General features: G+C 75.5%; 19 protein-coding genes and 1 pseudogene. 11 read left to right on the top strand and 9 right to left on the bottom strand.

The genetic code is table 11. The features are described from left to right. Positions 1 to 58: 58 nt before the first annotated feature. Positions 59 to 1,057, bottom strand: a complete 999-nt coding sequence (locus EV374_RS02320) for an SDR family oxidoreductase (protein WP_132231090.1) — start codon at positions 1,055 to 1,057, stop codon at positions 59 to 61. A gap of 216 nt (positions 1,058 to 1,273) precedes the next feature. Here EV374_RS02320 and EV374_RS02325 point away from each other — a divergent pair, with 216 nt between their 5' ends. After that, positions 1,274 to 2,476, top strand: a complete 1,203-nt coding sequence (locus EV374_RS02325; protein WP_132231091.1) for a glycosyltransferase — start codon at positions 1,274 to 1,276, stop codon at positions 2,474 to 2,476. On the opposite strand, the pseudogene EV374_RS02330 reads toward EV374_RS02325, so the two are convergent. From EV374_RS02330 to aroA, 4 genes and pseudogenes are all read right to left on the bottom strand, one after another. Next, positions 2,431 to 3,395: pseudogene (locus EV374_RS02330) on the bottom strand (hypothetical protein). The gene EV374_RS02325 and the pseudogene EV374_RS02330 sit on opposite strands and share 46 nt — an antisense overlap. 59 nt (positions 3,396 to 3,454) lie before the next feature. Then, positions 3,455 to 4,273, bottom strand: a complete 819-nt coding sequence (hisN, locus tag EV374_RS02335) for a histidinol-phosphatase (protein ID WP_132231093.1) — start codon at positions 4,271 to 4,273, stop codon at positions 3,455 to 3,457. A gap of 24 nt (positions 4,274 to 4,297) precedes the next feature. Then, on the bottom strand, positions 4,298 to 5,251 hold the full coding sequence (rsgA, locus tag EV374_RS02340; protein WP_132231366.1) for a ribosome small subunit-dependent GTPase A: 954 nt from the start codon (positions 5,249 to 5,251) through the stop codon (positions 4,298 to 4,300). Positions 5,252 to 5,416: 165 nt separating this feature from the next. Beyond that, complete coding sequence (aroA, locus tag EV374_RS02345) at positions 5,417 to 6,718, bottom strand: 3-phosphoshikimate 1-carboxyvinyltransferase (RefSeq protein ID WP_132231094.1); 1,302 nt, start codon at positions 6,716 to 6,718, stop codon at positions 5,417 to 5,419. A 102-nt stretch (positions 6,719 to 6,820) separates the two neighbouring features. On the opposite strand from aroA, the gene EV374_RS02350 reads away from it, so the two are divergent. The 5 genes from EV374_RS02350 (at position 6,821) to rsrA (ending at position 10,129) form a co-directional block, all read left to right on the top strand. Then, entirely contained in the window at positions 6,821 to 7,528 is a 708-nt protein-coding gene (locus tag EV374_RS02350; protein WP_132231095.1) for an SOS response-associated peptidase, read from the top strand. 194 nt (positions 7,529 to 7,722) lie between these two features. Beyond that, positions 7,723 to 8,115 (top strand): WhiB family transcriptional regulator, encoded by a 393-nt coding sequence (locus EV374_RS02355; protein ID WP_132231096.1) that lies wholly within the window; start codon positions 7,723 to 7,725, stop codon positions 8,113 to 8,115. Between the two features lie 83 nt (positions 8,116 to 8,198). After that, positions 8,199 to 8,813 carry an alpha/beta hydrolase family protein gene (locus tag EV374_RS02360; RefSeq protein ID WP_132231097.1) on the top strand — a complete coding sequence of 205 codons (615 nt, stop codon included), beginning with the start codon at positions 8,199 to 8,201 and terminating at the stop codon, positions 8,811 to 8,813. A gap of 214 nt (positions 8,814 to 9,027) precedes the next feature. Next, positions 9,028 to 9,840 (top strand): sigma-70 family RNA polymerase sigma factor, encoded by an 813-nt coding sequence (locus tag EV374_RS02365; protein ID WP_132231098.1) that lies wholly within the window; start codon positions 9,028 to 9,030, stop codon positions 9,838 to 9,840. Between the two features lies 1 nt (position 9,841). Next, positions 9,842 to 10,129 carry a mycothiol system anti-sigma-R factor gene (gene rsrA / locus EV374_RS02370; RefSeq protein ID WP_132231099.1) on the top strand — a complete coding sequence of 96 codons (288 nt, stop codon included), beginning with the start codon at positions 9,842 to 9,844 and terminating at the stop codon, positions 10,127 to 10,129. Between the two features lie 137 nt (positions 10,130 to 10,266). On the opposite strand, the gene EV374_RS33195 is transcribed toward rsrA, so the two are convergent. Then, complete coding sequence (locus tag EV374_RS33195) at positions 10,267 to 10,341, bottom strand: 50S ribosomal protein bL37 (protein WP_369700219.1); 75 nt, start codon at positions 10,339 to 10,341, stop codon at positions 10,267 to 10,269. Positions 10,342 to 10,617: 276 nt separating this feature from the next. Between EV374_RS33195 and EV374_RS02375 the strand changes: the two genes are divergently transcribed. Continuing rightward, complete coding sequence (locus EV374_RS02375) at positions 10,618 to 10,833, top strand: biotin/lipoyl-binding carrier protein (protein ID WP_088973021.1); 216 nt, start codon at positions 10,618 to 10,620, stop codon at positions 10,831 to 10,833. After that, positions 10,830 to 11,339 carry a GNAT family N-acetyltransferase gene (locus EV374_RS02380; RefSeq protein ID WP_132231100.1) on the top strand — a complete coding sequence of 170 codons (510 nt, stop codon included), beginning with the start codon at positions 10,830 to 10,832 and terminating at the stop codon, positions 11,337 to 11,339. The genes EV374_RS02375 and EV374_RS02380 overlap by 4 nt, the downstream gene beginning before the upstream one ends. 18 nt (positions 11,340 to 11,357) lie before the next feature. On the opposite strand, the gene EV374_RS02385 is transcribed toward EV374_RS02380, so the two are convergent. Continuing rightward, positions 11,358 to 13,169 carry a tetratricopeptide repeat protein gene (locus EV374_RS02385; RefSeq protein ID WP_132231101.1) on the bottom strand — a complete coding sequence of 604 codons (1,812 nt, stop codon included), beginning with the start codon at positions 13,167 to 13,169 and terminating at the stop codon, positions 11,358 to 11,360. A gap of 185 nt (positions 13,170 to 13,354) precedes the next feature. On the opposite strand from EV374_RS02385, the gene EV374_RS02390 reads away from it, so the two are divergent. Next, positions 13,355 to 14,386 carry an SIS domain-containing protein gene (locus EV374_RS02390; RefSeq protein WP_132231368.1) on the top strand — a complete coding sequence of 344 codons (1,032 nt, stop codon included), beginning with the start codon at positions 13,355 to 13,357 and terminating at the stop codon, positions 14,384 to 14,386. Between the two features lie 25 nt (positions 14,387 to 14,411). Then, a complete protein-coding gene (locus EV374_RS02395) occupies positions 14,412 to 16,022 on the top strand; it encodes a PAS domain-containing sensor histidine kinase (protein ID WP_132231102.1) in 1,611 nt (536 codons plus the stop codon). A gap of 36 nt (positions 16,023 to 16,058) precedes the next feature. Here EV374_RS02395 and EV374_RS02400 read toward each other — a convergent pair whose 3' ends face one another. Together EV374_RS02400 and EV374_RS33200 are read right to left on the bottom strand one after the other, a co-directional pair. Beyond that, positions 16,059 to 17,456, bottom strand: coding sequence for a glycosyltransferase family protein (locus EV374_RS02400; RefSeq protein WP_486485545.1), 1,398 nt, complete (start codon positions 17,454 to 17,456; stop codon positions 16,059 to 16,061). A 165-nt stretch (positions 17,457 to 17,621) separates the two neighbouring features. Beyond that, complete coding sequence (locus EV374_RS33200) at positions 17,622 to 17,750, bottom strand: hypothetical protein (RefSeq protein ID WP_486485533.1); 129 nt, start codon at positions 17,748 to 17,750, stop codon at positions 17,622 to 17,624. Positions 17,751 to 18,072: 322 nt separating this feature from the next. Here EV374_RS33200 and EV374_RS02405 point away from each other — a divergent pair, with 322 nt between their 5' ends. Continuing rightward, positions 18,073 to 19,788, top strand: coding sequence for a nitrite/sulfite reductase (locus EV374_RS02405; RefSeq protein WP_132231103.1), 1,716 nt, complete (start codon positions 18,073 to 18,075; stop codon positions 19,786 to 19,788). Positions 19,789 to 19,840 lie beyond the last annotated feature (52 nt).

Raw genomic sequence — 19,840 nt, forward strand, 5'->3', positions numbered from 1 at the left:
GGCAGCGCACCGTGCACCGTCCGCCCGGACCGCGCACCCGACCGCTCGGCCCCCGGCATCAGCGTTTCGTTCCCGCGCGCCGGGTCATCGCGGCCACCGTCCCGACGGCCGTCCCCGCCGCGGCCAGCCCGAAGGCGGCGGTCATCCGCACCAGGTGCCGCCGCCGGCCGTGCCAGCCGCCCTCGCGCCGCGCCGCCGCGTCGGCGTGGAAGACGTTGCCGGTGCTCTCCGGCCGTGGGGCGGGCCCGAACTGGGTGCGGTGCGCGTACCAGCCGAGGACCCGCTCGGCGAACGCCGGGGCGAGCCGCCACTGGAGACCGATCAGCCGGGCGGCGCCGCCGGCGTACGCCTCGCGCCTCGGGCGGCGCAGCAGCCGGACGATCGTCTCGGCCACCACCTCCGGCGGGTAGACCGGGGGCGGCGGCACCAGCTCCCGGCCGCTGTGGTTGGCGGCGTGCCGGAAGAACGGGGTGTCGATGGTGGCCGGCAGCACCGTGCAGATGGAGATGTCGCCCCGCCCGGTCACCCGCATCTCCTGGCGGACCGTGTCGGCCAGCCCGCGGATGCCGTGCTTCGTGGCGTTGTACGCCGACTGGTAGGGCATCGCCACCTCGGCCAGCACGGACGCGTTGTTGACCAGCACCCCGCCACCCGCCGCGCTCAGGTGGGGCAGGGCGGCCCGGGTGCCGTACGCGGCGCCCAGCAGGTTGACCTCCAGCACCCGGCGGAACTCCGCCACGGGGATCTCGTCGAAGAGCCCGACCGCGCCGACCGCGGCGTTGTTGATCCAGCCGTCGATCCGGCCGAACTCGGCGACCGCGCGGACGGCGAGCCGCTCGACGGCAGCCGGGTCGGTCACGTCGGTCGGCACCGCCAGCGCCCGCCCGCCCAACTCCCGGCACCGCACGGCGACCTCCTCCAGCGCCGCTTCGCTGCGGGCGGCCAGCACCACGGCGGTGCCCCGCCGGGCGAGGGCGTACGCGGTGGCCGTACCGATGCCGCTGGAGGCGCCGGTGAGCACGACGGTGGCGTCGGCGAGGCTGCGGGTGAGTGGCATTCCTCGCCCGTACCCCCGTCGGCGGGGGTCATGCGGCCGGCGCCGGTCGGATACTCGCGGCCCCGGATCGGGGTGTCGCCCGTCCCGCAACAGTTGCCGTCGCGCAAGCACCCGCCGGGCTCTTCCCGATCTGCCAGGTTTCGGCTCCCGGGGGTTCGGTTAATGGGACCCTCTGACCGAGGACCACCGCTTGAGAAGATCGCATGGAGGTGACCCATGCGCGTCGGCCTCGTCTGCGCGCACGCCGGCCCGTCCAGGGGCACCGACGGCCTGACCGTCGGCACCCACCAGCACATCGCCCGGGTCGCCGCCGAACTCGCCGCGCGGGGCCACGACGTCCGGGTGTACGAACGCCGCGACGACCCGGCCCTGCCAGAGACGGCGACGGTCGACGGCTACCGGGTGGAGCGGGTGCCGATCGGCCCGGCCGCCCCGCTGCCCACCGCCGAACTGGTGCCGCACGTGTCCGCGTTCGGCGCCTGGCTGGCCGAGCGGTGGACGGGCGACTGGGGTCCCGAGGTCGTGCACGGGCACTACTGGGTCGGCGGGCTGGCCGCCGCGCACGCGGTCCGCGAGACGGACGTCCCGGTGGTGCAGACGTTCCACTCCCTCGGCGTCGAGCAGCTGCGCCACCTCGGCCGGCAGTACGACGGGCCGGGGGAGCGGATCCCGCTGGAGCGGGCGCTGACCCGGGCGGTGGACATCGCGGTCGCCCAGTGCAACGACGAGGTCGACGAGCTGACCCGGATGGGGCTGCAACGCGCCTCCGTGGCGATGGTGCCGGCCGGCGTCGACACCGCGCAGTTCCACCCCGACGGCGAGGCCGCCCCCCGCGACCAGCGGCCCCGGATCCTCTCCGTCGGCGGGCTCTCGGCCGGGCACGGCCAGGAGGACCTGATCCGGGCCATGCGACTCGTCGGCGACGCCGAGCTGGTGATCGCCGGCGGCCCGCCCGCCGGGCAGCTCGCCAACCACGCCGAGGCCCGGCGGCTGCGCGAGCTGGCCGAGCGCAGCGGGGTGGCCGACCAGGTGAAGCTGGTGGGCGCGGTGCCGCACGAACAGATGGCCACCTGGTACCGCTCGGCGGACGTGGTCGCCTGCACCCCGCACTACTCGTCCGCCGGCCGGGTGTCGCTGGAGGCGATGGCCTGCGGGGTGCCGGTGGTCGGCTACTCCATGGGCGGGATCGCCGACGCCGTGGTCGACGAGGTCACCGGCCGGCTGGTGCCGCCGGGCGACGTCCGCGCGCTGGGCGTGACGCTGCGCCGGCTGCTCGCCGACAACGCCGGGCGGTTCGCGTACGGGCACGCCGCCGTCGACCGGGTGCGGTGCAGCTACACCTGGGAGCGGACGGCGGGCGCGCTGGAGCGCCTCTACGAGCGGGTGGTGAGCCGCCGCAAGCCGGTCGAGGCGGCCTGACCGGGGCCGGCGGTCCGAGGCGGCCTGACCCGGGCCGGCCGCCCCCGGGCCCGGCTCAGAGCGGGCGACCGGGCGCTCCGGCGCCCACCATCCTCCGGTCCCGTTCCCCGGCCACCGCGTGGTGGTGCTGGGGTTCGGCGTACCGGGTGAGGCCGATGACCGCCGCGAGGGTGACCAGGAACCCGACCGCGGCGAGCCACTCCCGGCCGGGCCAGATCTTGTCGTTGAGCAGGAGCAGGCCGACGATCGCGGCGGGCACCGCCCCGGCGGCGTCCATCGCCGCCACGGCGGCCGTGGTCGAGCCGCGTTGCATGGCCAGGCCGAGCAGCAGCTGGCCGACGACCGAGTGGATGATCAGCAGGTAGAGCAGCGGATCCTGGACGAACGCCTCCGGCGTCGGGGCGGAGGCGAGGGGCCGGGCGGCCACCGCGGCGGCGGAGAACGCCAGCCCGGCCAGCGCGCCGAGCGCCACCGAGCCGGGCGCCCCGTGCAGGCGTACGGCGAAGAAGCCGATCACGGCGATCACGCCGAGCGCCACGGCCAGGGCGATCAGGCCGGCGGTGCCGAGCGGCTTGGCCGGCGCGGGCTCGGCGGAGAGCACCAGCGCGGTGATCCCGGCGAACAGCAGCACCAGCAGGGCCACCTCGGCGGCCGGCAGCCGCCACTTCAGCACCAGCACGCCGAGCAGGGCGGTGACCCCGAGCCCGGCGGCGACGCTGGACTGGACCAGGAACAGCGGCAGGTCCCGGCGGGCGAGCAGGGCCAGCACGAACCCGGCGACCTGGCAACCGAGCCCGACCAGGTACGTGCGGTGCCCCGCGAGCCGCAGCAGCAGCCCCGGGTCGAAGGAGTGGTGCACGGTGGTGCGCGCGGCGGCCACCGACTGGAGCAGGTTGGCGACGCCGTACGCGACGATCATGGCCGCGAGGAAGCACCAACCGGAGGAAACCACTTGGCGAGGATAGAGGCTGCCGGGGGTCAGTGCTCGGTTGGCCGACCCAGCCGGGCGAGGATGTCGGCGTGCAGCGCGCCGTTGCTGGCCACGGCGCTGCTCTCGGTGCCGGCGTCGCCGGAGGGGGCGGGCCGGCCGGCCAGGTCCGTGAACGTCCCGCCCGCCTCGGTGACGATCGGCACCAGCGCGGCGACGTCCCACAGCGACAGCTCCGGCTCCACCATCACGTCCAGCGCGCCCTCGGCCAGCAGCATGTAGCCGTAGAAGTCGCCGTACGCCCGGCTGCGCCAGGTGTCCCGCATGAGCTGGAGCATCGCGTCCAGCCGCCCGGCGGACTCCCACCCCGTCAGCGACGAGTAGCAGAAGCTCGCGTCCGCGAGGTCCCGTACCGCGGAGACCCGGATCGGCGTGCCACCGGCGGCGTCCGGCCCCGCGTACGCGCCCTCGCCGAGCGCGCCCCACCAGCGGCGGCCGAGCGCCGGCGCGGAGACCAGTCCGGCGACCGGGCGGTCGGACTCCAGCAGCGCGATCAGGGTGGCCCACACGGGTACGCCCCGGATGAAGTTCTTCGTGCCGTCGATCGGGTCGACCACCCAGCGGCGACCGTCCGGGCCGCTGGCGGGCTCCTCGCCGTACTCCTCGCCCAGCAGGCCGTCGGCCGGACGGTGCACGGCCAGCAGCGCCCGGATCTCCCGCTCCACGGCGGTGTCCGCGTCGGAGACCGGGGTCAGGTCGGGTTTCGCCTCGACCCGCAGGTCGAGCGCGCGGAACCGGGCCGTGGAGACGGCGTCGGCGGCGTCGGCGAGCAGGTGGGCGAGGGCGAGGTCGTCGGCGTACCCGGGCATGCCTAGACGGTAGCGGCGACCGGCTCAGGACCCCGCGAGCGGGTCGCCGGGGTTCCGCTGGTCGGGTTCGCGCGCGTCGCCCTCCCCGGACCGGGAGGCCAGCAGCCGGCGGTACGAGGCCAGCCGCCGCGCGTCGGCCTTGCCGGCGGCGACCCAGGCGTCCAGCCCGCAGGCGGTCTCGTCCGGCGTGTGCGGGCAGTTGGCGGGGCAGTCGACCGTCCCCTCGACCAGGTCGGGGAAGCCGTGCAGCAGGCTGTCGGCGGAGACGTGCGCGAGCCCGAAGCTGCGTACCCCCGGGGTGTCGACGATCCAGCCGGCGGGGGCGTTCCCGCCGTGCGTCGGGTCCCCGGCCAGCTGGGGCAGTCGCAGCGCCACCGCGCTCGTGGAGGTGTGCCGGCCCCGGCCGATCGCGCTGACCGTGCCGACCGCCCGGGCGGCGTCCGGCACGAGGCGGTTGACCAGCGTCGACTTGCCCACCCCGGAGTGCCCGACCATGACCGAGATCCGCCCGGCGAGCAGGTCGCGCAGCGCGTCGAGGTCGGAGTCCGGGCGGATCAGCACGTACGGCAGCTCCAGCTCGGCGTAGTAGTCGAGCACCGCCTCGGGGCCGGCCAGGTCGGCCTTGGTGAGGCAGAGCAGCGGCTCGATGCCGGCGTCGTACGCGGCCACCAGGCACCGGTCGATGAAGCCGGTGCGCGGCGGCGGATCGGCCAGCGCGCTCACGATGACCAGCTGGTCGGCGTTGGCGACGACCACCCGTTCCAGCCGCCCCTCGGCGGTGGTCTCGTCGTCGTCGGCGGTGCGCCGCAGCACCGACGTCCGCTCGGCGATCCGGACGATCCGGGCCAGCGCCCCGGCCGCGCCGGAGGTGTCCCCGACCAGGCCGACGCGGTCGCCGACCACCACCGACTTGCGCCCCAGCTCCCGGGCCCGCATCGCGGTGACCAGGGGCGCGTCCGGTTCGGCGTCGGGCGGCACGCACGTGTAGCGGCCCCGGTCGACGGCGATCACGAAGCCGTCCACCGCGTCGGAGTGCCGGGGTCGGGTGCGGGTACGCGGGCGCGACGACCTGCCGGGCCGCACCCGGACGTCGTCCTCGTCGTACTCCCGCCGTCTGGTCGCCAGGACCCGCCCCCCGTCGTGTCAGCTCTTGCCGGTCACCAACGCCGACCATAGTGCCGGAAACTCGGGCATGGTCTTCGAGGTGCACGCCACGTCGCTCAGCTCGATGCCGGGAACGGCCAGGCCGGCCACGGCGGCGGCGTGCGCCATCCGGTGGTCGTGATAGGTCTCGAACACCCCGCCGTGCAGCGGTCGGGGCCGGATCTCGAGCCCGTCGGGGGACTCGGTGATGTCGGCGCCGAGCGCGGCGAACTCCCTGGCCAGCGCGGTCAGCCGGTCGGTCTCGTGGCCGCGGATGTGGCCGACGCCGGTGAACACCGACGGCGAGTCGGCGAGCATGGCCAGCGCGGTGAGCGCCGGGGTCAGCTCGCTGACGTCGGAGAGGTCGGCCTCGATGCCGTGCACCGCGCCGGTGCCCCGGACCGTCAGCCCGTCGGTGGAGAGGGTCACCTCGCCGCCCATCCGCTGGAGCAGCGAGCGGAGCTGCTCGACGGGCTGGGCACTGCTGCGCGGCCAGCCCTGGAGGGTCACCTCGCCGCCGGTCACCAGGGCGGCGGCGAAGAACGGCACGGCACCCGACAGGTCCGGTTCGATCTCCCAGCCGCGCCCCGTCAGCGGACCCGGCTCGACCACCCACACGTCGGGGGTGCCGTCGTCGACCGCCGCGCCGGCGGCCCGGAGCATCTGCACCGTCATCCGCAGGTGCGGCGCGGAGGGCACCGGCGGGCCCACGTGCCGGACCACCACGCCCCGGTCGAAGCGCGGCGCGGCCAGCAGCAGCCCGGAGACCAGCTGGCTGGAGGCGGAGGCGTCGATCACCACCTCGCCGCCGGCCACCCGCCCGGTGCCGAGCACGGTCAGCGGCAGGCTGCCGGTGGCGGGGGCGTCCACGCGGGCGCCGAGGGAGCGCAGCGCCCCGATCAGCGGGCCGAGGGGCCGGGTGCGCGCCTGCGGGTCGCCGTCGAAGGTGATCCGCCCGTCGGCCAGGCCCGCCACGGGCGGGACGAAGCGCATCACGGTGCCGGCCAGGCCGACGTCGACGTGTGCGGGGCCGACCAACGGGTGGGGGCGGACCAGCCAGCGCTCGTCGTCGCTGATCGACATGTGCGCGCCCATCGCGCGCAGCCCGGCGGCCATCAGCTCGGTGTCCCGCGCGCGCAGCGGCCCGGCCAGGGTCGACGGTCCGCCGGCCAGCGCGCTCAGCACCAGGGCGCGCGCGGTCATCGACTTGGACCCGGGCAGGCGCAGCGTCGCCGCGACCGGGTCGGAGGCGGTCGGAGCGGTCCACGGCTGCGGCGGCCGGGTCGCGATCAGGTTCCCCACGGTTACATTCTGCCGCGTCCGACGGCGGCTGGCGCCGGCCGGCACGCGTCCTCCCGGTCAGCGGGACAGCCGGGCGCCGCGCGGCGGGTTAGCGTGTGCGGCATGTGCGGTAGGTACGCGACGACCCGGAGCGCGGGCGACCTGAGCGCGCTGTTCGAGTCCCAGGACGAGACCGGCGGCGGGGTCGGCCCCGACCACAACGTCGCGCCCACCGACCCGGTGCCGCTGGTGCGGATCAGCCCGGAGGGCCACCGCGCGCTGTCGGTCGGCCGCTGGGGCCTGGTCCCCTCCTGGTCGAGGTCGCCCGCAGGCGCCGCCCGCATGATCAACGCCCGCGCCGAGACGGTCGCCACCAGCCGGGCGTACGCCGGGGCCTTCGCCCGCCGCCGCTGCCTCGTCCCCGCCGACGGCTGGTACGAGTGGGTCCGCGCGGCCGACGGGCGCAAGCAGCCCTACTACATGACCCCGTCGGACGGCTCGGTGCTCGCCTTCGCCGGCATCTGGTCGGTCTGGGACGGCTCCGGCGGCCCGCTGCTCACGTTCAGCGTGCTCACCACCGCCGCGCTGGGCGAGTTGGCCGAGGTGCACGACCGGATGCCGCTGCTGCTGCCGCGCGACCGCTGGGGGGCGTGGCTGTCGACCGACGAGCCGGCGGGCCTGCTCGCGCCGCCCGCGCCCGACTGGCTCGCGGCGCTGGAGATCCGCCCGGTGGGCACGGCGGTGGGCGACGTGCGTAACGACGGGCCGCAGTTGACCGAGAGGGTGCCGCTCGCCCGGGCCGCCGCGCCCGAGGAAATGACGCTCTTCTGACAGTCCGACACATTGTCGGGCGTGATTTGCCAGAGTTGCGGGCGAATCGTCGCCCCGACGTTCACCCATATTCGCTGTGAAGTCTTGTCCCGGTGTCCGGAAGTGCGATACAACACAGCGCCGGTAGTGGGCGCGACTCGCACGGGGCGGACGACGCACACCGATCTTGCCGGTCCCACGGGGGAGGTGGGTGGATGACACGGGCACGTATGCCCCGGCCGCACGAGGTGGCCACCGCACGACGGGATCCGCGGCTGTTGCGGGCGTTGCGGGAGCGGCGACAGGACGAGGCGTGGCGCACCAGGGGAACCTGCCAGAACGTCGACCCGGAAACGTTCTTTCCGGCGCCGAACGAGCCGGCCGACGCGGCCGTCGCGCTCTGCCGCAGCTGTGACGTGCAGGGATCCTGCCTGGCCTGGGCGCTGGACGTGGGTGACTGCCACGGCGTCTGGGGCGGCACCACCCCGCGCGAACGGCGGGCGATGCTGGTCGCCTGGCGCGAGGAGGTGCAACCGGATCCGGACGCCGCCCGCGAGGCGGGCCCGCCGGTCCGGGACCGGCTGCTCACCCTGGTGCCGCTGAGCTGACCGTCGACTGAACCGGTCGCAGCCGGCCCGCCACCTCGGCGGGCCGGCTGCCCGTCGTGCCCCGGACACCGCAGAATGGGCCGATGCCCGAGGACGACGACGTACCCACCCCGCGCGGGCCCGCCCGGGTCGACACCGACCTGCCGGCGGGTGCGCCGAGCGCCCTGCTGGTGCTCGGGCACGGCGCGGGCGGCGACGTCGACGCTCCTGACCTGCGTGCGCTCCGGGACGCGGCGGTCGACGCCGGGTTGGTGGTGGCCCGGGTGACCCAGCCGTACCGCGTCGCCGGACGGCGTGCGCCGGCACCGGCGGGGCACCTCGACGAGGCGTGGACCGCCGTGCTCGCCGTGCTGCGGCAGCGGCATCCCGGCGTACCGCTGCTGGTGGGCGGCCGGTCCAGCGGCGCGCGGGTGGCGTGCCGCACCGCGCCCGCGGTGGGCGCCGCCGGGGTCGTCGCGCTCGCGTTCCCGCTGCATCCGCCCGGCCGCCCGGAGCGGTCGCGGGCGGCGGAGCTGGCGACCGGCCTGCCGACCCTCGTGGTCAACGGCGACCGTGACCCGTTCGGGGTGCCGGAGCCGGGGCCGGGGGTGCAGGTGGTGACCCGCCCGGGGGAGCGGCACGACCTGCGGGGGGACCCGGCCGGCACGGCCGCCGTGGTGCGCGACTGGCTGCGCGGGCGGGGCTGGGCGCGAGGCTGACCGCCCGTGTCCGCCTGCCGCGGCGGGTCGTTGCATCGGATGGCGCCGGACGCCCGGTTCGGGCGGGCGGCGCCGGTCCTCCCAGGCCCTTCCTGGTCCCAGCGTCGGCCTCCGCCGGCGCCGGGACCAGGAACGGGGGAGGTGAGCGGAATGCCCCGCCCCGTCGGGGGCGTTGCACCCCCCGGGACGACATTTCTGGCGAGGGGGGAGACCGGTGCCGACCGAGACGCGGGTCCGGGAACGGGACGAGCGGGGAGCGCGGCAGTTGCGACGGCTGCTGGGCGGCCCGGACTGGCCCGCGGTGAGCACGCACACGGTGAGTACGAGCACACCCGCCGGAAGTGAATCTGCGGGCACGTCCGTACGCGTATCCTCGGCGGGAAAGCATCCGACGCGAGGGGATGTGCGGTTGACGACCGAGAAGACGGACGAGCGCAGGGCCCGCTTCGAGCGGGACGCGATGCCCTTCGTCGATCAGCTCTACGCTGCCGGGCTGCGGATGACCCGCAACCCGGCGGATGCCGAGGACCTGGTCCAGGAGACCTACCTGAAGGCGTACGCCGCCTTCCACCAGTTCGAGCAGGGCACGAACCTGAAGGCCTGGCTCTACCGGATCCTGACCAACACCTACATCAACTCCTACCGCAAGCGGCAGCGCCAGCCCATCCAGGCGCCGACCGACGAGATCACCGACTGGCAGCTCGCCGAGGCCGAGTCGCACACCTCCAGCGGGCTGCGCTCGGCCGAGACCGAGGCGCTGGACCGGCTGCCGGACAGCGACGTCAAGGAGGCCCTCCAGCAGTTGCCGGAGGAGTTCCGCCTGGCCGTCTACCTCACCGATGTCGAGGGCTTCTCCTACAAGGAGGTCGCCGACATCATGGGCACGCCGATCGGCACGGTCATGTCGCGTCTGCACCGGGGCCGGCGTAATCTGCGCAAGCTGCTCGAACAGTACGCCGCAGAGCGGGGCTTCAGCGCCGCGGCGTCGAAGAAGGGCTCGACCGCTTCCGCCGGCCGGGAGGTCTGACATGAGCTGTGGAGATCCGCACGAGACGGATTGCCGCGAGGTCATCGCGGAGGTCTACCTCTACCTGGATCTGGAGTGCGCCGAGGAGCGGCGCACGCTGATCCGGCACCATCTCGACGAGTGCGGCCCGTGCCTGCGCGAGTACGGCATCGAGCAGGAGGTGCGGGCGCTGGTGGCCCGCTGCTGCGGCAACGAGACCGCGCCCGACCAGCTGCGGGAGCGGCTGCGGCTGCGCCTCACCGAGCTGGTCGTCTTCGAGGGCACCGAGTCGAAGGAGCTTGCCGACTGAGGTCGGGCCGGGCGCGGCAGCCGACCGAGGTCGGTGCCCCCGGAGACAGCGGAAGCCGGTGGCCCGGGTCGTGACGACCCGGGCCACCGGCGTCTGCGCCGACTGGTCGACGCCGGGCCGTGGGGCCCGGCCGCCGGTCAGGAGTTGGGGCGCTTGCCGTGGTTCGCGCCGCTCTTCTTGCGGGCCTTCTTCTTGCGGGCCTTCTTCGCCATGGTGACCTCCTCGTGATGGTCGGATCCCGCCTGCGCACGATCTCGGCGCCGGTGCACGCACCGGTCCTCCCGGCGCCGGGTCCGACCCGCTGATGCTAGTGCGGCCGGCACCCGCCGTCGTCCGCCGGGGCCGCCGATGCGCGCCACGCCGTACGACCCGCCGGTGGACCGCCGCTGAGTCGATCATCGACCCGGCCCGCGCCGCTCCACGCCCGCCGGAGGTCGCCCGCATGATTGGATACGTCGGCAGGCAACCGCGAGAGGGAGGGCCCGAAGATGGCCGAGGAGATCCGCGCCGAGATGGTGGCGAACGTCTGGAAGGTCGTCGCGTCGGCCGGGGACACCGTGTCCGAGGGGGACACCCTGGTGATCCTGGAGTCGATGAAGATGGAGATCCCGGTCGTCGCCGAGTCCGACGGTGTCGTCAAGCAGCTCGCGGTGAACGAGGGCGACGTCGTGCAGGACGGTGACCTGATCGCGGTGATCGATTGACCGGCCTCTCGGTACGCCGGGCCGGGCCGGCCGACTTCGCGGCGGTGGCCCGGCTGACGGTGGCCGCGTACGAGGCGGACGGCCAGCTGAAGAACGAGCACGGCTACGCCGCCGTACTCGCCGACGTGGCGTCCCGGACCACCGACGGCGAGGTGCTCGTCGCCGTCGACGACGCCACCGGCGAGCTGCTCGGCTCGGTGACCCTCGTCCTGCCCGGCACCCGCTACGCCGAGCTGTCCCGGGCGGGTGAGGCGGAGTTCCGGATGCTGGCGGTGGACCTGGCCGCGCAGGGGCGGGGCGTCGGCGCGGCGCTGGTCGAGGCCTGCGTGTCGCGGGCGACCGAGCTGGGCTGCTGCGCCGTCGTCATCTGCGTCCGCGACGGCTTCGCCGCCTCCGCCCAGCGGCTCTACCGGCGGCGCGGCTTCGTACGGGTGCCCGAGCTGGACTGGGCGCCCGTGGACGGGGTGCACCTGCTCGGCCTGCGGCTGGAGCTGACCGGCGCGTGAGCCGCCGCAGCCGCCGGTTCACCGGCGCCTGAGGAGCCCCCAGAGGCGGTGCAGGCGGGAACGCGGCCGGGGGACCGGGGCGGTGGCCGTCAGCGCGGTGGCCAGGGCCGCCGTCTCCGGATCCAGGGCCGGGCTGGCCAGGGCCAGGTGCGCCAGCGACGGCGCGATCGGCGCCGGGCGGGCCCGGGCGACCGCTGCCACGTCGGCCAGCCGCTCGGTCACCACCCGGGCCACGTCGGCGCGCACGTCCGGGTCGACCCAGGCGGCGGTGACCAGAGCGAACAGGGCCGCCTCGGTGACCCAGTCCTCGACCCCCCAGACCAGGTCCAGCAGCACCCGGCGCCGGGTCGACTCCGCCCACGGCTCGTCGGTGCGGTGGTGCAGCAGGCCCAGGCACGCCCACACCTGGACGCAGCGCACCCAGAGCGAGGGGTCCTGCCCGAGTACCCGGCCCAACGCGGTCGGCGGCGCCTCCGGCGGGTGCGCCAGCAGGCCGAGCAGGTCGTCGAGTTCCACGGTGGCCAGGCCCACCGCCGCGTCGTACGCCGCCGGCGGGTGCGGCCACGCCGGGTGGGCGAGCTGCCGCAGCCGCGCCGCCGCCTCCGGTGAGGGCGCCGGCACGGCGGGCACGACCGTCGTCCCGTCGGGCCGCCAGAGCTGCCGGGCGGTCGCCCGCCGGGGCCCGCGCGGGTCCGGGTCGGGCACGCCGGCCACCTCGATCCGCAGCCCGGGCGCGGCCGTCGCGGCGGCACGCAGCGCGCTGGGCGGCGGGGGCTGATCGAGGCGTACGGCGCCGAGGCCGACGCGCTCGTCGGTGACGGCCTGACGCAGCGCGTCCACCACCGGCCCGGTCGCCGGGGTGACCTGCCCGAGCCAGGGCCGGCCCCGGCAGCTCTCGGCCAGGTCGCCGTGCTCGTGCGTGTCGTCGGGATGGTCCCGGACGAAGTCGGCGAGCGCGACCAGGTGTGCCACGTCGCCGTCGCGCTGGTGCCGCAGCCGGTGCGCGGTGTGCACGGCGCACTCGAAGGAGGGGTCCCGGGCCAGCGCCCGGTCGATCCAGTCGAGGGCCTCGTCGAGCCGCCCGTTGTCGGCGAGCGTGCCGGCGATGTCGGCGTAGACGGTGAGGTCGTCGGGATCGTGCGCGACGGCCCGGCCGAGTGCCGCCAGCGCCTCCCGGGTACGCCCGGCGCTGCGGTACGCGTACCCGAGCCACACCTCGCCGATCTTCGACGGCTCCGCGCGTACGCCCCGGGCGGCCCAGCGGATCGCCAGGTCGACCTCGCCGACGCGCCTGGCCAGCGCGGACGCCGCGCCGAGCAGCAGGCCGTGCTCGGGGTGGACGGTGACCGCGTTGCGGGCCAGTGCCAGGTAGGGGGCCAGGGCGGCCCGGCCGGCCCGGGGCACCGGGTCGGGCACGGCGGCGCAGACCTGCATCAGGATCCGGGCGGCCCGGTCCGGTTCGAGGCGTTCGGCGAGTTCCGGGGTGGTCACCCACGGCACCCCGGCCCAGTCCGTCCCCGGCGCGTGGCCGGTCGCCGCGACCAGCAGGTCCAGCCCCTCGGCCGGCCGGCCGGCGGCGGCGAGCAGGTGCGCGCGGGCCACGACGGTGCCGACGAACGCGTGGCCCTGGAGCGGGAAGAGGTCGACGCCGCCGGCGCCGTCGGTGGCGGCGAGCCGGGCGAGGGTCTCGTGCACCTCGGGCAGGGTCGGGGCCTGGGCCAGCGCGGCGGCGACGTGGCCGGCCGCGTGTGCCAGGTCGTTGTCGTCCATGGCGAGGCGGGCCAGGGCAAGTTCCTCCGCCGCGGACAGCGACCGGTCGTCCTCGGGCACGTCGTCCTCTCGCTCGTCTGTCGGTGGGGCCGGGCAAGCCTAGGTGATGTTGCGCCGAGATGGTGATCATCTGCGCACTACTGTTCGTTCGATTGCTCAGGCCAGCTCAAACGTGCAAGACTGAGCAGGAAACGCGCGGCAACCGCGCAGTGGGAGGAGTTTCCGTGACGCGTGCAGGGGCCGGCATGGCGGCCGACATCGACGAGCAGCCGGCGGGCTACGAGCGGCTGCTCTCCGCCGAGCACGCCGGGGCGATCGCCCGGGTGGCGGCGGTCATCGCGGAACGCCGCCCGCGGCACGTGGTCTTCACCGCCCGGGGCACCTCCGACCACGCGGCCCTCTACGGGGCGTACCTGACCGAGATCCGGCTCGGCCTGCCCGCCGGCCTCGCCTCGCCCAGCGTCGTCACCCTCTACGGCGCGAAGCCGGACCTCTCCGACGCGCTGGTCGTCGGCGTCAGCCAGAGCGGCGGCTCGCCCGACCTCGCCGAGGTGCTGCGCACCGCCCGCGCCTCCGGCGCGTTGACCCTCGCGGTCACCAACGCGCCCGACTCCCGGCTGGCCGGCGTCGCCGAGCTCAGCGTCGACATCGCCGCCGGGCACGAGCGCGCGGTGGCCGCCACCAAGACCTACACCGCCGAGCTGCTCGCCCTGCTGATGCTCGTCGAGGGCGTCCGGGCCGGCGACGGCGCGCTGCCCGCCGACGAACGCGAGGCGCTCGCCGCCCTGCCCGAGCTGGCCGCCCGCACCCTGGAGGACACCACCCCCACCCAGCTCGCGCCCCGCTACCGGTTCGCCGGCCAGCTGGTCACCACCGGTCGCGGGTACGCGTACCCGACCGCCCGCGAGGCCGCGCTGAAGCTGATGGAGACCTCCTACCTGCCGGCGCTCGCGTTCTCCGGCGCCGACCTGCTGCACGGCCCCCTCGCCATGACCGACCCGGACGTGCCGGTCCTCGCCGTGGTCGGCTCCGGGCCGGGCGGCCGGTCGATGGGCGAGGTGCTGCCCCGCCTCGGCGAGCGCCGCGCCGACGTGGTGGTGGTCGGCTCCGCCGATGTCGAGGGCGCCACCCGGATGGCCGTCCCCGAGGTCGACGAGCGCTACGCGCCGCTGCTGGACATCCTGCCGTTGCAGCGCCTGGCGCTGGCGCTGGCGCTCGCCCGGGGCGAGGACCCGGACGCGCCGCGCGGGCTGAAGAAGGTCACCGCGACGATGTGACGCCCGTCGTGGCACGCTGGTCGACGTGTCCACGCTGCGCAACCTCGCCGAGGAGCACACCCGCCTCCGCCCGGCCGACATCGACCACCTGCACCGGATCGCCGGCGACTGGCAGTTGCTCTCCGATCTGTCCTTCGCCGACCTGCTGCTCTGGGTGCCCGTGGACGGTGACGGCGCGTTCCTCTGCGTCGCCCAGGTCCGGCCGACGACCGCGCCCACCGCGTATCTGGACGACCAGGTGGGGCGGATCGTCGGCGGGCCTGAGGTGGCCCACCTGGAGGTGGCCCACCGGCAGGGCCGGATCTGGCGGGAGGGCGACCCGGTCTGGTACGGCGACGTGCCGGCCCGGCACGAGGCGATCCCGGTCCGGTTGCGCACCACCGACGGGGAGGCCGGCGAGGTGATCGCCGTGGTGGGTCGGGACACCAACCTCTCCACCGCGCGCACCCCGAGCCAGCTGGAGCTGAACTACCTCACCACCGCCGACGACCTGGCCCAGATGATCGCCGACGGGACCTTCCCGCCGCCGCGCCATCCCGGGGAGACCACGTCGGCCCCGCGCGTCGGCGACGGGCTGGTCCGGCTCGACGCCGGCGGCAAGGTCACCTACGCGAGCCCGAACGCGCAGTCGGCGTACCGGCGGCTGGGCTACGCCTCCCACCTGGTGGGCGAGGACCTGGCGGCGCTGCACCGCCGGCTGGCGAGCGACCCGCTGGAGGGCACGGACGCGGCGAACGGCATCCTCGCGGCGCTGCGCGGCGAGGCGCCGCCCCGCCGGGAGATCGACGCGCGGGGCGCGACGATGCTCACCCGGGCGCTGCCGCTGATGCCCGCCGGGGTGCCGATCGGCGCGCTGGTGCTGGTCCGCGACATCACCGAGGTACGCCGCCGCGACCGCGCCCTGATCACCAAGGACGCCACCATCCGGGAGATCCACCACCGGGTGAAGAACAACCTCCAGACCGTCGCCGCGCTGCTGCGGCTCCAGGCCCGCCGGGTGTCCATGCCGGAGGCCCGGGTCGCCCTGGAGGAGTCGGTACGCCGGGTCGCCTCCATCGCGCTGGTGCACGAGACCCTCTCCATGTCCAGCGACGAGGCGGTCGAGTTCGACGGCATCGTCGACCGGGTGGCCAGCGCCGCCACGGAGGTGGCCGCGACGGAGGCCACGGTCGGCATGCGCCGCGAGGGCAGCTTCGGTGTGCTGCCCGCCGAGGTCGCCACGTCGCTGGTGATGGTGCTCAACGAGTTGCTGCTCAACGCCGTCGAGCACGGCTTCCCGCCGGCCGCCGAGGCGCCCGCCGTCCCGCCCGGTTCCGGAACCCCCGCCCCGGTCGCGGCCGGGCCGCCCGCCCCGGGAGCGCCCGTGGCGGCCGGTCCGGTCGAGCCGGAGGTGGTGCTGTCGGCCCACCGGTTCCGCAAGATGCTGCACGTCTCGGTCACCGACAACGGGCGCGGGCTGCCGCCCGACTTCGACGCCGAGCGGAGCGGCAACCTCGGCTTGCAGATCGTCCGCGCGCTGGTCACGGGCGAGCTGCGCGGCACCATCGAGCTGCGCGACGGCGCGAAGGGCGGCACCGAGGCGACGCTCGTCGTCCCGCTGGTGCGCGACGCCCCCGAGGGCCGTCCCGCCGGCTGACCCGGACGCACCGGCGCGAGGGCCGGGGTGGGTGGGTCAGCGGGTCAGCAGGGCCACGGTGAGTCCCGGGCGCGGCCAGACCCGCTCGACGGTGTAGTCGGCGCGCAGCGCGTCGCCCTTGGCGCCGGAGACGGCGGCCAGCGGATCGTCGCGGCGGCCGGCCACGACCAGCCAGACCCGTTCCGCGCCGGCCAGGCACCCGGCCGGGCGGGCGCACTCGGCGGCCCACAGGTCGCCCCGGCGGGTCTGGTCCTGCGTCACCAGCACGTCGCGGGGCCGACGGTCGCCCAGGTGGTACGCGAGGCCCAGGTCGAGGAAGAGCCAGCTCTCCCGGGGGGAGTAGACGACCGCGTCGCCCGGCCGCTGACCGTCGGCGACGATCCGGGCCGCGCCCCGGTAGTCCACCGTCGCGCTGCGCGGCCACTCGTGGGTACGCCGCAGCGCCGCCTGGTCGGGCAGCCCGAGCAGCCCGGCCAGGGCGACGACGGCCAGCGCGGGCGGCAGCGGCACCGTCGCCAGCGCCGCGCCCGCGAGCAGGCAGGCGAAGGGCACCACGAAGACGAGGTACCGGGGCACCCAGAGCGGCACGACCAGCCCCGCGGCGAAGACCAGCAGCACGGGCAGCAGCACGGCGAGCCCGGGCAGCAGGGCGCGCCGGCCCAGCCGGGCCGCGCCGAGCGCCGCGAGGCCGAGCAGCAGACCCCCCACCACCCCGCTCTGCGCCACCCCGGTCGGCAGCGTCATCAGGTCGGTCAGCCGGGCGGTGTCCACCCAGCCGAGCTGCCGGGACCGCTGCCCTCTGGCCAGGAACACCAGCGGTGCCAGCAGCAGCGCCGCCGGCACCAGGGCGAGCACCCAGCGCAGCGGGCGGTTCGGCGGCCGGTCGCGGGGAGCGGCGAACACCGCCACCGCGTGCGCGGCGAGCAGGGTGAGCGCGACCAGGTGGACGAGGCCGAGCGCGGCCACGGCGACGGCGTACCCGGCCCAGCGGGCCCGACCTGGCCGCGTCAGCGCCGCGACCAGCAGCAGGGTCGCCAGCACGGCGAAGAGCGTGGCCAGCGCGTACGGGCGGGCCTCCTGGCCGTAGCGCGAGGTGCCCGGGAGCACCGCGAGGAGCAGCCCGGCGAGCAGCCCGGCCCGGGTACCGAGCAGGCGCTGCCCGAGGAGCGCGGTCAGCCCCGCCGTGGCGGCCATGGCCAGTGCGGCGGGCAGCCGCAGCGCGGTCACCGAGTCGCCGAAGACGGCCACCCAGGCGTGCATGAACAGGTAGTAGGGGCTGGTGGCGGCGTCGATGGTGCCGGCGAGCCGGACGAGGTCCCCGGGCGACCGGCTCGCCGCACTCCAGGTGGCCAGCTCGTCGCGCCACGGCTGCGCGTGATCGATCCCGGTCAGCACGACAGCCAGGGTGAGCAGCGTCGGCGCGATCCAGATCACCCGATCCGTGCGGCCCGGCCCGCCTGTCGCCTCGTTCGTAGGCCCGCCCGTCACCTGGCCCGGCGGCGAGACGGGCTCGCCGGGCGGATCAGCGGAACCGGTCACACACCGCAGCGTCACACAGTCCGGCCGCCCGGTACGCCGTTCCGCCGATCAGGGCCGGCGTCACGCCTTGACCGTGACCCCGTGCTTCCCGCACGCGGCCACGAAATGGGGCAGGATCTCGCGCAGCGACTGCCGGTAGAGCCCGGCCCCCGGCCCGGTCCCGCCACGTCGGCGCCGTACCCGTTCCACCTGACCGACCGTGGTGGGGCGGTGGTCGGGGTGTGGCCCGTGATGTGGGATCCCGCACGCACTCGTTGGCCGGCCCCCCTCGGGTGTGGCAGCATGACTTCCATGACCGCCGCTGTCGTCCGCCGCTTCGTGGCTCGTCGCCACGTCGACTACGGCCGCGTGCGCAGCGCGATCTGTCCGGCCCACTGACGACGCCCGATCACTCTGTCTCGGGCGCGCCTCGCGCCGGCTGTTCCGACACCGTTGTCGCCAGCCCGTTCCGACGGGTCGGCCGCGCGCCTTGCGTGTTCCCGAGGCACCGCAGACAACGGAGGACGCCGCCATGGCGGTCAGCAGCATCCCGGCCCGGGCCGGGGACCCGACGTCCCCCCGACCGGCCCGGACCCCCCGCCGGCCCCGAGGTGAAGGTCAGTGGGCGCTCGGTCACCGCGAGCCGCTCAACCCCAACGAACGGATCAAGAAGGACGACGACCCGCTGAACGTACGGGCCCGGATCGAGAACATCTACGCCCATCACGGGTTCGCCTCGATCGACCCGCAGGACCTCCGTGGCCGCTTCCGCTGGTGGGGCCTCTACACCCAGCGCAAGGCGGGCATCGACGGCGGCCGTACGGCCGTGCTGGAGCCGCACGAGCTGGAGGACGAGTTCTTCATGCTCCGGGTCCGGGTGGACGGGGGCGAGTTGAGCCTGGCGCAGCTGCGGGTGGTCGCGGACATCTCCCGCGAGTTCGCCCGGGACACCGCCGACATCACCGACCGGCAGAACATCCAGTACCACTGGATCCGGGTCGAGGACATGCCGGAGATCTGGCGCCGTCTGGAGTCGGTCGGCCTGCAGACCACCGAGGCGTGCGGCGACTGCCCCCGGGTGGTGCTGGGCAGCCCGGTCGCCGGGGTGGCCCGCGACGAACTGCTCGACCCGACGCCGGCGGTCGACGAGATCGTCCGCCGCTACGTGGGCGACAAGGCGTACTCCAACCTGCCGCGCAAGTTCAAGACCTCCATCTCCTGGCTGGTCGACACCCCGTACGAGGCGAACGACATCTCCTTCCTCGGGGTGGACCACCCGGACCACGGGCCGGGCTTCGACGTCTGGGTCGGCGGCGGCCTGTCGACGAACCCGATGCTGGCCAAGCGGCTCGGCGTCTGGGTGTCGCTGGAGGAGGTGCCGGACGTCTGGGCGGGCGTGGTCGGTATCTTCCGCGACTACGGCTACCGCCGGTTGCGCAACCGCGCCCGGCTGAAGTTCCTGGTCGCCGACTGGGGCGTGGAGAAGTTCCGCGAGGTGCTGGAGAAGGAGTACCTGGGCCGGGCGCTGCTCGACGGCCCCGCCCCGCAGCTGCCCGACCGGCCGGTGGACCACATCGGGGTGCACCCGCAGCGCGACGGCCGGCACTGGGTGGGCGCCGCCCCGGTGGTGGGCCGGGTCTCCGGCGGGCAGCTCGCCCGCCTGGCCGACGTGGTCGAGGCGCACGGCAGCGGGCGGGTGCGGCTCACCCCGTACCAGAAGCTGCTGGTGCTGGACGTGGCGCCGGAGCGGACCGGCTCGCTGGTGCGCGAGCTGCGCGGGATCGGCCTGGAGGCGCAGCCGTCGGCCTGGCGGCGCGGCACGATGGCCTGCACCGGCATCGAGTACTGCAAGCTGGCCATCGTCGAGACCAAGGCGCGCGGCGAGGAGCTGGTGGCCCGGCTGGAGGAGCGGCTGCGCGACTTCGACGCCGACATCTCCATCCACCTCAACGGCTGCCCCAACGCCTGCGCCCGCACGCAGGTCGCCGACATCGGCCTCAAGGGCCAGCTCGTCGTCGGCCCGGACGGCCGCCAGGTGGAGGGCTTCCAGGTCCACCTCGGTGGCGGGCTCGGCATGGCCGAGGGACAGACGGCCGGGTTCGGCCGCAAGCTGCGCGGTCTGAAGACCACCGCCGAGGAGCTTCCGGCGTACGTGGAGCGGCTGGCCCGGCGCTACCTGGCCGGCCGGGAGACGGGCGAGACGTTCGCCAACTGGGTGATCAGGGTCGACGAGGAGGAACTCCGATGAGCGATCGAAGCGAGCGAATCAGCGGTGCCGTGGGGCCTCATCGCGGTGCCGA

The organism is Micromonospora sp. CNZ303 (assembly GCF_004345505.1).